Consider the following 15,453-nt stretch of genomic DNA (forward strand, 5'->3'; position numbering starts at 1 on the left):
TTATATTCCCATCATAAACAAACAAAAGAGTAGAAATGCGAGCAATTTTGTGCGGCTATTACGGTAAAGGCAACGGCGGCGACGAGGCGCTGTTGGCATCGCTACTGCAAATGTTACCAGATGGCGTGACGCCGATCGTCCTGTCTGGCAATCCTGTCGAGACAAATCAGCGGTACGGGGTAGCTGCGCGCGATCGCATGAATGCGTTCCAAGTTCTCGAAGCACTCCGCACATCCGACGCACTAATTTGGGGCGGCGGTAGTTTAATCCAAGACGCTACTAGCATTGCGAGCCCTTTCTATTATGGGGGTTTGATGGGATTAGCGCAGCGGATGGGCTTAAAAACTGTTGCCTGGGCCCAGGGAATTGGGCCTTTGAAGCGCGAAATGACTCGCAAGTTATCTCAGCGGTGTTTTGCTGGATGCACCGCCGTCAGCGTGCGGGATAAAGGTTCAGCTACTTTACTTGCAGATTGGAAAATTCCCTTTACTTTAGCGCCCGATCCGGTGTGGGCTTTAGAGAATTCCCCCGTGTCGGGTTTGTGGGATTTACCTGCGCCCAGAGTTGCTGTTTGTTTGCGTTCTCATCCTACACTAACTCCCGCGCGTTTGTCAATCTTAACTCAAGCTTTAGTTGACTTTCAAAAAGCAACTCGCACCTTAATTTTGCTGCTGCCTTTTCAAGCGTCTCACGACTTAGAAATTGCCCAACATTTGCACGAAGCCCTGCCGAAAAGGAGCCGCATCCTCAGTTTAGACGATCCGAGAAAATTGAAAGGAGTGTTCCGGGGAGTCGAAATGGCGATCGGAATGCGCTACCACAGTTTAATTATGGCAGCATCCGAAGAATGCCGCTGTTTTGCCCTCAGCTACGACCCGAAAGTCAGCCAGTTAATGGAAGAGTTAGAAATGCCGGGATACTTATTATCAGAATTGCCAGACGATCCTTATTTAATCAGCAAAACCTGGATCGAACACTATGCTAACGGCGACGCCTTATCGTCAGACAGGATAAAATTTATAGTAGGGCGATCGCTCTTTCATCGCGAAGTATTGCGAGCCGCGCTCCAGTAATCTCATTGAGAGGTGAAATACAATGACAGTCAGTACAGCAGACTTAAAAATTACCTGGGAAAAATTGCCAGACGATTTTATTTTAGACGAGGAACCTGTGGAAAATATCGACCAACCCTTGCTAGCCGCCGCCTTGCGCGAAATCCTAGAAATCGCAGGGCTAATTTTAACAGGAATATTAGTTGCCCCAAACATGGGAATTTGCGCTACATTAAACGGCAAGCTAGTTATCAAAGCTCCAGATTGGTTTTATGCCCGCAACGTCCAGCCGCTTTCTAGTCCAGAAATTCGCCGCAGTTACACTCCCAACTTAGAAGGGGAAGTCCCGGCGATCGTGATGGAATTTTTATCAGCTAGTCCCAACGATGAATATTCTAGTAAACAAACTTATCCGCCGGGAAAATGGTTTTTTTACGAACAAGTATTGCGAGTTCCAATCTATGCACTTTTTGAGCCAGCCGCTGGAGTGTTAGAAGTCTACCAGTTGGATTCAGCAGGAAAGTATGAAGTACAACCACCAGATTTAAACGACCGTTATTGGATCGCAGGAGTTGGGTTGTTTCTGGGGGTTTGGCAGGGAACAAAAGCCGAAAGAACAGGATATTGGTTGCGGTGGTGGGATGAGAGGGGAGAGATGTTATTGTGGGGATCAGAAATGGTAGAAAGGGAACGGCAGGAAAAAGCAAATGTTCAACAGCGAGCCGATCGACTAGCCGCGCAATTAAGAGCAGCAGGCATTGAACCAGAACCCTAATGCAATAATGAGCCATTAAAAATTGCAGAGGAACAATTTTTAATGGCTCATTAACTAAAAAGTATTAGATAACCTCGCAAAAATCCATATGGATCTGCGTTAATCCACGTTAATCAGTCTTCATCAGCGGTTAAAAAATACATTCAGGAGACAGCAAAATTGGCAAGAGTAAGAGTGCGGGAACACGTCAATCCCCTATCAATTAGATATCAAGCATCTGCAAGTCCCCCGGATTGGACTAAAATCTATGCCAACTTAAATTTACCGCTGCATTTAGATATCGGCTGCGGCAGAGGACGTTTTTTGTGGCACATGGCGCAAATCCAAACAGACTGGAACTTTCTCGGATTAGAAATTCGGGAACCGCTGGTAGAGGAGGCGAATCTTTGGCGGGACGAAAAAGGCTTGACAAATTTGCACTATTTGTTTTGCAATGCTAATAGTTCCCTGAAACCAATTTTAGAAACTTTACCCGCAGGCACTTTGCAGCGAGTTAGCATTCAATTTCCCGATCCGTGGTTCAAGAAAAAGCACCACAAACGGCGGGTGGTGCAGCAGGAATTAGTCAACGAATTGGCAGCTTATCTGGCAATTGGCGGCGAAGTTTTTATCCAGTCAGATATTGAAGAAGTAGAAAGCGAAATGTGCGATCGCTTTTCATCTCACCCCAGTTTTCAACGTCAAAACGGTGGCGAATGGTTAGCCGAAAATCCCTTGCCTGTGGCTACAGAAAGAGAAATCGCTACTCTCAAACGCGGCGAACCAGTTTATCGAGCACTCTATCAAAAATAATGCTCGCTTTTGCCAACTCACCTTTGTCATAAATGTTATAAATTACATCTTGCACCTTGGTTAGGAACAGGCAAGATGCCTGTTCCACAAAACTTAATTTTCTTGTGGAACGGGCATCTTGCCCGTTAGGAACAGGCAAGATGCCTGTTCCACAAAACTTAATTTTCTTGTGGAACGGCTTTCCGGCCTGTTCCACAAAACTTAATTTTCTTGTGGAACGGGCATCTTGCCCGTTAATAAAAGAATTATTTCTAACTTAAACCCAAGACGGCAGCCACATCCGAAGATTCCATTCCATTTGCGACAAAGGCAGTCCCAAATAGATAGGCATCCAGAAAATAAAAGCACCCAAAACCAGAAAAATAATTGTTACTCCCATCCCTCGGAGTCTAGTTTGAGGGCTGTGCAGCCACCTGTCAACCCACCAAGCAAGCGCTAAGGCTGCAAACACGGAACAGCCCATATAATGATACAAAAATACACAGCGAGTCACCTTAACCCAAGGCAGTAAATTAGCAGCCCAATTAACTATTAAATACAACGCCAGCCACATTTGGGCAGTCGGCGGAAACAAAATCGGCTGCTGCTGTTCGAGCGTGTCAACAGAAGCCTCGCTGCGCGTTTTCAACCACACCGAAATCCGGTGAACTAAAACTCCTATTACTAACAGTAAAGCTAAGGTTGACAGCCACCAAAGGAAGGGATTTCCCATCGCGTGAACGTCAAAAATTGCCTGAGTTGCACCTTCAGGTAAAGGCGGCAAAACCGGATCTGGTTGGGCATTGCTGCTAGCAGTTTTGTAGAAGTAAACTATGGGGCGCAGCATCAAAGGCCAACTGTACCACGTGGAACAGTAAGGATGTACATCTGGCCCGCTTTTAATCCGCTGGTGATAAGTCAAAATTTCCGTTTGCATCTGCCAGAAATTGGGAGTTGGATTAAAGTGCAGGTGAGGAATCCAAGAGATGCTGTAAACTAGAATAGGAATAATAGCTAGACTTAAGCAGAGTTCTATAAAATTGAGTTTAGTCAGTTTTTGTACGGGACTTTCGGCAGGAATTAGAGGTGAATCTACCTCGCGGCTTTGTTCTTCATTTCCTCTGTTACCCTGGATAAAACGAACTGCCCAAGCACAGATTAAAATTAGATAAGTACCGAAAAGGAACCATAATCCGTTCCATTTGATAGCCGCAGATGCGCCGAAACCAGTACCGGCGATTACCAGCCAAAGCCAGCGCTTTTTGCCTTCTGCTTCTACGGATTTTAAAATAAATAACTGACCTAAAATTCCAAATAAAACCAGATAAATGTTGTTCAGCGCGTAGCGAGACTCAACTAAAAATAGACCGTCGCAGGCGATAAATAAAGCAGCAAGAAAAGCAAAGGTGCGGCGCCGAACTAGCTGATAAGCTAGCCCTCCCACAACTAGCGGAATAAAGGAACCTGTGAGAGCATTCAGCCAGCGGTAATCCCAAGGAGAAAGCAGGGAACCAGCCATACTGTTGACGGCTGTTTTTCCGAAGGGAAGGTGAGTGCCGATCGCAATTCCGATCGCAATTATGTACTGGCTCAGAGGTGGGTGAGCGTTAAAAAAAGGAGTTTTTGTGAGATAATCGTTGGCAAATTTAGCGTAGTAAACCTCGTCAAATACTAAGGTGTTAAATCGCTCCAGTTCCCAAAAGCGTAGAGTTAAGGAAAAGAGAACCACACCGAGCATTGCTAGAGAAAAAATAACATTCGATTGGTTAAAGTGCTTTTTCTTGATTTTCATAAAACAACAGCCAATAATAAATCCTAAATTTGAGGGCGATCGCTAATTTTAAATTTTTGAGTTGAGAGTAACGTAAAATAGGACTTGTGCAGAAACCGAATTGTTGATGAGAAACCGGGTTTTTGGGAAAAACCCGGTTTCTTAAACCCGGCTTCTAATAATGCTTGGAGAGTGCAGCGAGAAGCAGTAGCGACTATTGTTTCACAAAATGCTCCCGATCTAATTGGCAAGCAGGAAGGAAAAGCGGGCATCACAAGGTGCGATAGATTATGATAGCAGCTAATCATGTCTTTTTTGAGCGAGTGCTTATGAATCCCATAGTTTCGATTTGGGGGCGTTGGGGGTTAGCTGTAGGTGCGACTATCCTGATGGGATCTGCCGCCGCGCCAAATCCCCAGACATTTGAAAGTTTTGCTGATTTCTGTACCAACAAAGAGAATTTGACGCCTGAAGCCAGACATACGGTGGAGGTGTTGCTATCAAAAGCAAAAACACAAGAGTGCGATCGCGCTCAAGAAACCCTGACTAATCTCACAGAACTTTCCCTAATTCGCAATAACATAGTCGATATAAAACCATTATCAAAATTCACCAATCTGAGAAAGCTCAACCTCAGTTTAAATCAAATAACAGATGTGCAACCCTTATCGGGAATGACTAATCTGAGATTTCTCGTCCTCAATTTCAATCAAATCTCAGACGTGAAACCATTATCGGGGCTGACTAATCTGACAGAGCTTTTTCTCGAAGCCAATCAAATCGTAGATGTAAAACCTTTAGCGGGATTGACTAATCTAACAGGGCTGTCCCTCGCATCTAATCAAATTGTAGATGTGACACCTTTATCGAGAATGGCTGAGTTAAACTTTCTTTATTTGAGTGGCAATAAAATCGCAGATGTGAAACCATTATCGGGATTGACCAATCTGATACTGCTTTTCCTAGAATCCAATCAAATCGCAGATATCAAACCTTTAGCGGGATTGACAAATCTGACCGCCCTACACCTCAGTAGAAATCAAATCGCAGATATCAAACCTTTAGCGGGATTGGTATATCTGACAACCCTCGATCTCAATAGAAATCAAATCCCGGATGGGGAAGCCGATCGATTAATTCAGAAAAACAAACAACGATTAAATCAAAAAACAGATGAAGCCGAGCGATTGGTTCAGGAAGCTAGGCGACTATTCGCTCAAGAAACAGCAGCATCTTACCAGGAAGCATTGCAAAAGTTTGATGCAGCGCGTTCGCTTTATCAAATGCTTAGAAATTGGAAGGACGAAGCTTACACGCTGCATCAAATGGGCTTCATTACTAATAGATTAGGAGACAGACAGCAAGCCCTGAACTACTACAAGCAAGCTCTTTCTTGGCATCAGACTGTAGCCGATCGCCCTAAACAAGCCGTCATCCTCAACAATATCGGCGCCGTCTACTATGCTTTGGGAGAGAAACAGCAAGCCATCGACTACTATAACCAAGTCCTTTCCCTAATTCGGGAAAGGGGCGATCGCCCTGAAGCAAGTATCAACCTCAGCAACATCTCGAACCTACCCGCAAACAGCGACACATCTTTGGGCGATCGCACTGCGGAAGCCACCACACTCAACAACATCGGCTTAGCCTACAACGATTTGGGAGAAAAACAGAAAGCACTAGAGTATTTCAACCAAGCCCTTCCCTTATTCCGCGCTATGGGCGATCGGGCAAAGGAAGCAACTACCCTCACCAATATTGGCTTAGTCTATTCAGATTTGGGAGAAAAACAAACAGCCCTCGACTACTACAAACAAGCCCTCGATTTGAGACAAAAAGTGGGCGATCGGCGTGGAGAAGCCCTTACCCTCAACAATACAGGTACTACTTACTCAGAATTGGGAAACCAGCAGAAAGCAGAAGAATATTTCAACCAAGCCCTGCCGCTGTTTCGCGCTGTGGGCGATCGTCCTGGGGAAGCTCTCACCCTCTACAATATGGCTAATATCAAAGGCGATCGAGGCAATTTAATCGCAGCCCTGACTGACATTGAAACCTCCATCAAAATCATCGAAAACCTCCGCACCAAAATTACCAACCACGAGCTCCGCATCTCATACTTTGCCACGGTACAAGACTATTACCAGTTCTACATTCACCTGTTAATGGAACTGCACAAAACCAATCCCAAATCTGGTTACGATCGCAAAGCCTTAGAAGCCAGTGAAAGTTCCCGCGCCCGCAGCCTCCTCGAACTTCTTCAAGAAGCAAACGCCGATATTCGCCAAGGTGTCGCCCCGGAATTATTACAGCAAGAACGCAATTTACAACAGCAACTCGATGCCTTAGAAACACGCCGAATCGAAACTCTAAGCCGCCCCAATCATACCCCCGCAGAAAAAGTAGAATTAGACCAAAAACGGCAAACTTTACTAGGAGAATATCAGGACATTCAAGCCCAAATCCGCTCCACCAGCCCCCGGTACGCCACCCTCACCCAACCGCAACCTTTAGCCCTGGCACAGATTCAACAACAAATCCTCGATCAGAATACAATTTTACTCCAGTATTCTTTAGGGAAAGAGCGCAGCTATCTGTGGGCTGTGACTAAAACCAGTATCACCAGTTATGAATTGCCCAAACAGGTTGACATCGAAAAAGCAGCCCGCAATTTCCGCGATGCTGTGACTAGCCCGCGCTACCGAAACATTCCCGATCGAGTTGCTGAAGCTAACAACACGCTTAGTCAAATTATTTTACAGCCCGTAGCAGCACAACTCGGTCAAAAACGCCTGCTGATAGTTGGCGATGGCATTCTCAATTACCTCCCCTTTGCCGCCCTCTCACTCCCCGAAACACCCGGTAAAAATCGGAATCCGCCTTTAATTGTAGACCATGAAATTGTGCTGCTGCCTTCCGCTTCTACCTTGGGAATCTTAAGACAAAACTACAATGACAGACAACCCCCAACTCGGACTTTAGCAATGCTTGCCGATCCAGTTTTTAGCGGTGACGATGAACGAGTCAAAACCCAGTCTAATAGCGCCAATCCCCAAGCAATAGAATCAGTAAATCTCGGTTTAAGCCGCTCTAGCCGCGCCAATAACATAAAGTTGAGCCGTTTAAAATTCACTCGCCAAGAAGCTCAAATTATTCAAGCGTTAGTACCAGCTAATTCTAGCACCGAATCTTTGGATTTTGCAGCCAGCCGCGCCGCAGCAACCAGTCAGAACTTAAGCCAATATAAAATCATTCATTTTGCCACTCATGGTTTAGCGAATAGCACTAACCCGGAACTATCGGGAATCATCTTGTCACTGGTAGATGAAAAGGGCAATCCCTTAAACGGATTCCTGAGACTTACTGATATTTTTAATCTGAAATTAGCAGCCGATTTAGTAGTGTTAAGTGCCTGTCAAACTGGATTAGGGCAGAACATTCAAGGCGAGGGGATGGTAGGATTGACACGGGGATTTATGTATGCAGGGGCTCAGCGAGTTATGGTGAGTTTGTGGAATGTGGATGATGAAGGAACGGCTACGTTAATGTCGAGTTTTTATCAGGGAATGCTGCAAAAAGGGTTAACGCCAGCGGCAGCATTGAGGGCGGCACAACTGGAAATGTTGAAGCAGGAAGAGTGGCGTTCTCCTTATTATTGGGCGGCTTTTACGCTTCAGGGTGAATGGCGATAAATTTTAGGCAAAACAGTTAGGATCTCAAGTCAGGTTAATAGTTGATAAATCTTATATGGTAATATTCGAGCAAATTTCTGCGATGTGGCAGAATGCTTTTTGTGATTTTTTTGTACGCTGCTACTGCCATTCTATCCATTGCCTCACAATATTTTCTAGTTCCCCAGCAAACGAATCAGTTGCATAAAGACCAAAGTTATTAATCATCTCGCTTTTTTCTAAGGGAGACTCAGCTTGAAATATAGATTCATCTAAGTTAAAAAGCGATAATTGGCGAGACTCGTCATCCGATGGATTCTGGTGTAGGGATGTTTGCTGGCTGACAAAATCGCCCATCCGTTCGCAACCCTTAGCAAAACGGCGCAAAGTAGTTGCGATCGCCTCAGAACTATTATCAATTCCTATCCATCTCCTCCCAAACTCCGAAGCAACACTCAAAGTCGTACCCGAACCGGCAAAGCAATCGAGCACTAAATCATCAGGATTTGATGAAGCTCGAATAATTCTACTAACTAGATCACGGTTTTTCTCTGTTGGATAACCTGTAATTTTAATATTCTGATTGTGAGCATCGCGAAACTCTAGCCAAATATCTTGTACGGGAATCCCGCTACTGCTATCCAAATATATCTTGCGACGGGGATTTCCTGTTGCAGACCAATATATTTCCCCTCTAGCATCCATTTCATCTAGTGTTTGAGGTGGAAATTGCCAATGCTTTCCCGGTGGCGGATTCATCCCTCGCCAAGACTTTCCAGTTTCGCCATTTCGCACTCCCGGCGCATGAATCGGAACCTTTTTATATCGCCGTCCAGTTTCCTTTTCAATATATTCATATTCTTTGTTGGCGCGCTTATCAGTCCATTCTTCAACAGGACGATTCCAGACATAAGTATCTGATTTACTATAAAACAGGATAAAATCTGAAACATTGCCGTAAGTCTTTTTTGTGTAGTTCTTGGGATTACATTTTTTTCGAGTAATCCAATTTCTAAAATTGCGTTGACCAAAAATTTCATCCATAATCACCTTGATATAAAATGCCATTTTATCATCAAGATGGACATATATTGAGCCGTCATCAGCTAATAACTCTCTCAATAGTATCAACCTCTGACGAATAAATTCAATATAACTGTTCCCTCCTAATAAGTCAGAATAAGCCGCAGTCTGAGAACGCGATTGAAACACACTTTTAGTTGCAAAAGGCGGATCTATATAAATTAATCTTACTTTACCTTTTACTGAACTATCTTTAAGTAAAGATGCTAAAATTGGTAAATTATCACCATAGTAAAGACGGTTTTCATTTGCCAGACTTAGCTGTTCATTGCTAGACCACAGTTTTACACATTCAGCTTGATGAGTGTCTAAAACTTCACTTGCAGGCACTTTTCCTGGATAGGAAAAGCACGCATCCAAGCTATTGTTTAATTGGCTTTCACTAAAATTAGATGCAGCTTGACCCTGCGATTGTTTTTTAGAAATACCCGTAGCCATTGTCACTCCTATTTTCAAGAACGCAGCCATTCCACTGTAATCCGATCTGGAACCATACGCAGTGTCAATACAATAATCTTATCTTGCCAGCTATTTTCAATACTTGCGTAGTCATCCCACATCGATCCGAGTAAGAGACCAGGCCCATCATTCAGGAAAATTACTTTAGTTCTTAAGTTATGATTTTGTGTATAGCTGAGGATTTCATCAGCGCAGCTACGATAACCACCTGTTCGGTCGTCTTCTTGTCCACCGCCTCTATCTGAATCATATCTTGCCAATCCTATTGCCAGCAAGTCATTTTCATTAATATCGTAAATCACAAAATCAACAGGACGTTTCGGGTTGGGATAGTTGGCGAAGACATTTCCCATCAGGATATCTTTTCCAGCTCGCTCTGGCCCTCTGATTGCCAAGTAGGGAAAGTGTAACCGGAATAAGGAGAAAAATCTTTCAGTTAAGTCGTATCCCTTTTTTCCGCGACTTTTGTATTCCCACAATAAAGCCGACAGTGCCTCATCGGGAATTGGACGAGTCATATAAGCAGCTTGAACTTCTTGAACAGACCTAAAACGTACTCCGAACTGATTGCAAATTTCCGTTGCCTTTTTTTTCCTTCTGAGCATTTCCACGGGAAGCTCAGGGCTGACATACTTGCGAAACACCCTAAAAAGTTGCACTCGCATCCATGTGCTGGGAACCTCTGAAATCTGTATAAATAGACGCACAGATGATTCAGAAGTCCTGAGTAATTGCCCAAACATTACTAGAACAGGTTCGTAAAGTTCGCAAGCCTCCTGCAATATATCGGGATAGTATTCTCCGGCAGTCAAGGTGATCCAGTTCTGTCCATCTGCTTTGTAGTCTGCAAAAGAGTTGCGTCTTCCCGAACTCATATCACTCATTCCTCATCTCACAATTAACTCCTTCATAAAGTTCCTTAATTGAATTTGAAACCCGATCGCACGCCCGCCCATGAAAACTAATCTAACATCATACCAAAAAAAAGCGGCTCCGCTTGTCGCAAAACCGCCGTCACAGAGGATGAAAAATCAAAACTTAACGCACAGCGCCCTGTACTGAAGGTGATTCAATTGTTTTCATGAAGTACAGCTTCACTAATTGCCAGCCGTTCGACAGATACAAAGGCAATTTTTGGAAGAACTGCAAGAATTTCGGAGTATTAGAAGCAACAATTGCAGTCAACTGCTGATTGTTCTTGAGGCAAATATCCAGCCGTTCATAAAATTCTGGGTTGTTCACGTCCAGCATGACGGGGAATACGCGGCCTGCTGTTTCGTTGGTCTTTTTGATGACTTCAATGTCGTATTCGCGAGCATCGAGACCGAGCGATCGATAAAAACCGGCGCGCTGGATATCATTGAGATACATTGTCGCGAACACTGACAGCAAGAAGAAACGGCACCAAAGCTTAGCGCGCCAATCATTCAACATCTGAGGCTGAGCTCTCATCACCGCATCGAAGAAATCTCCGTGGCGGTTTTCATCCTGGCACCAATTTTCAAAGAATCGGAAAATTGGATAAATCTGGTCTTCAGGATGGGCTTTTAAGTGCTGATAAATCGTGATATAGCGCCAATAACCGATCTTTTCAGATAAGTAAGTCGCGTAGAAAATAAACTTCGGCTTAAAGAATGTGTAACTGCGGCTCTTTGTCAAGAAACCCAAATCCAGGGACAAATTAAAGTCCGAGAGAGCTTTGTTGAGGAAACCGGCGTGCCGCGCTTCGTCCCGCGACATCAGGTTGAAACCCTCGGCCAGCACTGGATTTTTTCCTTTGAGCCTGCGTCCCAATTCTTTGTAAAGCAAGAATCCAGAAAACTCAGCGGTGCAGGAACGTTCCAGGAATTCAATGAACAACTGGCGTTTTTCGCCGTCAATGTGATCCCAAGATTGAGCGAACTCCTCATCCCGCACGAAGTGGTTTTTGTTGTAGTCAACGCGGAACTCTTGGATAATTGCTTCTAGTTCGGCTTCATTTACCGAGATGTCCATTTTGGCCATCTCGTCAAAGTCTGTTGTGTAAAATCTCGGCGTGAGAATAGTTTCTTTGGCTGGGGCTTTTACTCCCGGCCGCATTTCTTCAAAAGTGGGTTTTTTGAGGGAATCTACCATATGTTTATTGGATTTCTGCTTATAACTACTCGCTTGTTTCCATTGTCGGGTACTGCGGGCGATCGCGCTCGTGTATGTCCGGCCAGCGCTGGCGGCGCGCTTGGTTTGGCGCTCCGTGTGGAATCCAGTTCTAAGCTGCTGTAATTTCCACGCCCTCCAGTTTACCAAGCTCTCGCCCGCGCAAATATGTTGCGGGCGTTAAGAATTGCTACGCAAAATTACTCATGGGGCATGGGGCATGGGGCATGGGGCATGGGGCATGGGGCATAGGGCATGGGGAATTGGTAGTAAATAAACAATAACTTCGGACTATGCACAAATATCTGCTGGTGTCAAACTGTTCAAAGACCAGATAGAAAGTACAAAATGTATACAGGGACTCCAATTCTTAGAATTATCAGGCAGGACGGTCAGAAAATGAGCAATTTAGGTGTTAGTTACCTTTTATGGGCAGCTTGTTTTTTCGGCCCATTCGGACTCCACCGCCTCTACAACGGCAAGATTGGTACGGGTTTGCTGTGGCTGTTTACCTTTGGTTTGTTTGGGTTTGGGCAATTGTTTGACTTGCTGCTGCTGCCGAACATGGTGGACGAACGCAATGCCAGTCTCAGGGGCAAACTCGGCGTATCTCGCGAAGGTATACCGCTATATCCAGTCAGCGGGGCGATCGCCGCGACATATCCCAAGCAAACTCCAGACCAGTTAGGGGTTAAACTCCTGAAGGCCGCTTATACCAAGAACGGAAGATTATCTGTCACCCAAGGGGTGATGGCAACCGGCGCTACTTTTGCCGAAGTGCAAGAGGCTTTCACGGCAATGCTCAAAACCGGGTATGTGAGTATCGAGAACGATGCGGTAACTGGCGTTGTGATCTACCACTTTCACGAACTTTAGCTGCTGCGGGTGCGTTATCTAGGGGATTTTGTCTATTTTTCCAGAAGCTAATGGCTGACGCACCCTACTACTTGATATTGGTTGGTGAGCAGTTATTGCCGTTTTTTGAGTAAGCATTGCCGACAAAATCGGCTAGAATGTTTGTTTGTCTATATAAGCAGAAAGTATTTAGCGTCATGGCAGTCCCTAAGAAGAAAACCTCCAAATCCAAGAAGAATATGCGTAAGGCCACATGGAAGCGCAAAGCTGTAGTGGCAGCTCAGAAAGCTCTGTCTCTGGGCAAATCTGTTCTGACTGGGCGTTCCAACAGCTTCGTGTATCCCGGCAATGAAGAAGAGGAGGAAGAATAGAAACGGCATACCGGGCATAGGGCGAACCCGATGCCCGATCGATCAATCCTTTTTTGCTGCTGGTAAAATCAGCATGGCATCGCCAAAGGAATAAAAGCGGTACTGTTGCTCGATCGCCTCTCGGTACAAATCCAACAGCCGAGGCCTTCCAATCATCGCACTTACCATCATCATCAAAGTAGAGCGGGGCAAGTGAAAATTGGTAATCATCCCCTCTACAACCCGCCACTTGTAACCAGGGTAGATAAACAAATTGGTCGGGCCGCAAAAAGGTTGCAAGGAAAAATCGCTACTCGCGGCGGCGGCTCCCTCTAAAGCTCGCACTGCTGTGGTACCCACGGCAATGATCCGCCCGCCTCGGGCTTGAGTTTCCCGGATTTTCTCAACGGTGGCGGCGGGTACTTCCACCCATTCGCCGTGCATTTTGTGAGCCGTCACGTCTGCCACCTCCACCGGGCGAAACGTCCCTACTCCGACGTGTAAGGTGACAAAAGTTTTTTCGATTCCCCGCTGTTCCAAGCGGCTGAACAATTCTTCGGTGAAGTGCAGGCCTGCTGTGGGGGCCGCCACCGCCCCAAGCCGATCGGCATAAACAGTCTGGTACTGTTCCGGTGCAGCTTGGGAATTTTCGATGTATGGCGGCAGGGGTACGTGGCCGTATTCGTCCAAAAACTTCGCCAGACTCGCATCTGTGGGGATGTCAAACTCCAGCAGCCGCCCTCCTGTTGCGTCGTCCCTGGCGATAACTGTCGCAGTCAATCGACGATCGAGTGCCACAGCCTGGGGAAGACAACAGCAAGGCCCTGCTGCGGAGTCATCACAGTGTGGCTCAAATTCAATTTTTGCTCCCAACTTTAAGCGTTTCCCCGGTTTAACCAAAGCCAGCCAGCAATTGTGCTGCCGTTCTTCCATCAACAATATCTCCACAGCCGGGCCGTTGGGTTTGTGCCCGTAGAGTCTCGCCGGCATCACGCGGGTGTTGTTGAGTACCAGCAAGTCTCCCGGTTCCAACAAATCGGGTAAATCCCGGAAAATCCGGTGTTGCTGGCTGCTGGGAGAATCTACAGCCAGCAAGCGAGAACTGTCCCTCGGCACTACGGGATTTTGGGCAATGCGCGAGGGCGGAAGTTCGTAGTCGTAGCCGTCCAAAGACCAGTCAAGCTCTGTCATCAAGTGAATTCCTATCAAATCAATCTGTCAACTAGGTAACAAATTGGGTAAAAACCCCCATCCAAAGTCGGGTGCTTTTCCCCTTGTGGTAGTGGGTATATACCGCGAGGATAGAGGTATAGCATCAGCTTTGCTCATAAGGCTCATTAAGGATCGTTATGGAATACCTCTACTACATCGCCAATACTAGCCTTACTCTGAGAGTCGTGGATTACCTACGCACGGCTCATCATCTTCCCTTGCAATTTATCACTGTTATTCACCAAATTGACGGCTGGGTGGTAAAGGTGAAAATGAGCCAATATTTAACTCCCGAAATGCACGGGGATTTTCGGGCTTTTATGAACGAACTCGGGATTCCTTACGATCCTGAAATTCGCTTGCAAATGGCGCTTTGGAGTTTGGAAACGGGACAGTCGCCGCTGAGCGTGATGCGCCGCTACCAGGTGGCCGTCGTTTGTCACGGCAGCCCTGACCGTAAGGAAATTGAAGCGTTTCGCCAGCAGTTTGTCAAGGGTCTGGGATATTGCCCGGAAACTCTGGCCTAGATTGCTACGCATATAAATTAACTGGGATGATAGAACAGGAGAGGGAGAGAAGGGAAAATCGGGAGAAGATTTAACGCTTTTTTCAGCTCCGTTAAAGCTCAAGAGAGAAATGCGCGACAGCCTAGGCAAGTTAACAATTAAAAATTACCTAGTGGCATTGCTTTGAGATTTTACCCTCTAACTTTTAATTATATATTTTTAATTGCTAAAAGCCGATCGAATGTATTCTTGCAGGGTGAGTCGGTAGTTTCCTGCAACGGCGGATTGAGAGTTCGCTGCTATGAATGGTGGTAATATTGGCTTAGTGGTTTGTTGTGAAGGTTCGCACCTGACTAAAGCGACATCAAAGCGACAAGAATTATTGGCTAAATCTGGATGAGTGCTTAAAAATATTTCTGCTGTTTGCCAAAGTTTGGCTTGTTTTGTGGTGGTAACAGCCAGCATTCCACCAGCATCCCAATTTCCCCGGCGGCGAGTTTTTACCTCTACAAATGCTAATGTTGGGGAATGGGGAATGGGGAATGGGGAATTTTCGTTACCTCTGTTGATTTCGCTTTCTTCATCTCTTCCGAGGGCGATGATGTCAATCTCTCCCCAGCGACAGTGCCACTGCCGGTGCAAGATTTCCCAGCCTTGCTGCTGCAACCAGTCGGCGACTAAGTTTTCTCCCAATGTGCCGATATCGCGAGAGTTGGGCGATTGGGGGCAATTGGAGTCAGCCGTGGCGAGCTGGTGATCGCTCTTTCTGGTAGAATTCAATTCTGAACTGTCACGACTGCCCATTAGCTTGAACT

The 15,453-nt window shown here is 45.8% G+C and carries 14 protein-coding genes; 8 read left to right on the forward strand and 6 right to left on the reverse strand.

Going from position 1 to position 15,453, the window contains the following annotated elements:
* The first annotated feature begins 35 nt into the window (after positions 1–35).
* The 3 genes from csaB (at position 36) to trmB (ending at position 2,619) form a co-directional block, all read left to right on the forward strand.
* Complete coding sequence (gene csaB / locus QUA43_RS10085; RefSeq protein WP_333373455.1) at positions 36–1,073, forward strand: polysaccharide pyruvyl transferase CsaB; 1,038 nt, start codon at positions 36–38, stop codon at positions 1,071–1,073.
* 22 nt (positions 1,074–1,095) lie between these two features.
* Positions 1,096–1,827 carry a Uma2 family endonuclease gene (locus QUA43_RS10090; protein ID WP_333373458.1) on the forward strand — a complete coding sequence of 244 codons (732 nt, stop codon included), beginning with the start codon at positions 1,096–1,098 and terminating at the stop codon, positions 1,825–1,827.
* 159 nt (positions 1,828–1,986) lie between these two features.
* Entirely contained in the window at positions 1,987–2,619 is a 633-nt protein-coding gene (trmB, locus tag QUA43_RS10095) for a tRNA (guanosine(46)-N7)-methyltransferase TrmB (protein ID WP_333373461.1), read from the forward strand.
* 256 nt (positions 2,620–2,875) lie between these two features.
* Here trmB and QUA43_RS10100 read toward each other — a convergent pair whose 3' ends face one another.
* Positions 2,876–4,390, reverse strand: a complete 1,515-nt coding sequence (locus tag QUA43_RS10100) for a phospholipid carrier-dependent glycosyltransferase (protein ID WP_333373463.1) — start codon at positions 4,388–4,390, stop codon at positions 2,876–2,878.
* An 84-nt stretch (positions 4,391–4,474) separates the two neighbouring features.
* On the opposite strand from QUA43_RS10100, the gene QUA43_RS10105 reads away from it, so the two are divergent.
* Together QUA43_RS10105 and QUA43_RS10110 are read left to right on the forward strand one after the other, a co-directional pair.
* The gene (locus tag QUA43_RS10105) at positions 4,475–4,663 is read left to right on the forward strand and encodes a hypothetical protein (RefSeq protein WP_333373465.1); all 189 of its coding nucleotides are present in this window, start codon (positions 4,475–4,477) and stop codon (positions 4,661–4,663) included.
* Between the two features lie 35 nt (positions 4,664–4,698).
* Entirely contained in the window at positions 4,699–8,061 is a 3,363-nt protein-coding gene (locus tag QUA43_RS10110; protein WP_333373467.1) for a CHAT domain-containing protein, read from the forward strand.
* A gap of 120 nt (positions 8,062–8,181) precedes the next feature.
* On the opposite strand, the gene QUA43_RS10115 is transcribed toward QUA43_RS10110, so the two are convergent.
* From QUA43_RS10115 to acsF, 3 genes are all read right to left on the reverse strand, one after another.
* Entirely contained in the window at positions 8,182–9,591 is a 1,410-nt protein-coding gene (locus tag QUA43_RS10115; RefSeq protein ID WP_333373470.1) for a site-specific DNA-methyltransferase, read from the reverse strand.
* On the reverse strand, positions 9,576–10,466 hold the full coding sequence (locus tag QUA43_RS10120) for a hypothetical protein (RefSeq protein WP_333373473.1): 891 nt from the start codon (positions 10,464–10,466) through the stop codon (positions 9,576–9,578). The genes QUA43_RS10115 and QUA43_RS10120 overlap by 16 nt, the downstream gene beginning before the upstream one ends.
* 154 nt (positions 10,467–10,620) lie before the next feature.
* Positions 10,621–11,697, reverse strand: coding sequence for a magnesium-protoporphyrin IX monomethyl ester (oxidative) cyclase (acsF, locus tag QUA43_RS10125; protein ID WP_333373514.1), 1,077 nt, complete (start codon positions 11,695–11,697; stop codon positions 10,621–10,623).
* Between the two features lie 417 nt (positions 11,698–12,114).
* On the opposite strand from acsF, the gene QUA43_RS10130 reads away from it, so the two are divergent.
* Together QUA43_RS10130 and rpmF are read left to right on the forward strand one after the other, a co-directional pair.
* A complete protein-coding gene (locus QUA43_RS10130) occupies positions 12,115–12,591 on the forward strand; it encodes a TM2 domain-containing protein (protein ID WP_333290836.1) in 477 nt (158 codons plus the stop codon).
* 176 nt (positions 12,592–12,767) lie between these two features.
* Entirely contained in the window at positions 12,768–12,941 is a 174-nt protein-coding gene (gene rpmF / locus QUA43_RS10135) for a 50S ribosomal protein L32 (protein WP_006632406.1), read from the forward strand.
* Between the two features lie 42 nt (positions 12,942–12,983).
* Here the strand turns inward: rpmF and queA are convergent, their stop codons facing one another.
* Positions 12,984–14,111, reverse strand: coding sequence for a tRNA preQ1(34) S-adenosylmethionine ribosyltransferase-isomerase QueA (gene queA, locus QUA43_RS10140; RefSeq protein WP_333373475.1), 1,128 nt, complete (start codon positions 14,109–14,111; stop codon positions 12,984–12,986).
* 158 nt (positions 14,112–14,269) lie between these two features.
* On the opposite strand from queA, the gene QUA43_RS10145 reads away from it, so the two are divergent.
* Positions 14,270–14,659, forward strand: a complete 390-nt coding sequence (locus tag QUA43_RS10145; protein ID WP_006632408.1) for a hypothetical protein — start codon at positions 14,270–14,272, stop codon at positions 14,657–14,659.
* A 198-nt stretch (positions 14,660–14,857) separates the two neighbouring features.
* On the opposite strand, the gene QUA43_RS10150 is transcribed toward QUA43_RS10145, so the two are convergent.
* The gene (locus tag QUA43_RS10150) at positions 14,858–15,442 is read right to left on the reverse strand and encodes a YraN family protein (protein ID WP_333373479.1); all 585 of its coding nucleotides are present in this window, start codon (positions 15,440–15,442) and stop codon (positions 14,858–14,860) included.
* Between the last annotated feature and the right edge of the window lie 11 nt (positions 15,443–15,453).

Source organism: Microcoleus sp. N9_B4 (assembly GCF_036701635.1).
Taxonomy (GTDB): Bacteria; Cyanobacteriota; Cyanobacteriia; order Cyanobacteriales; family Microcoleaceae; genus Microcoleus.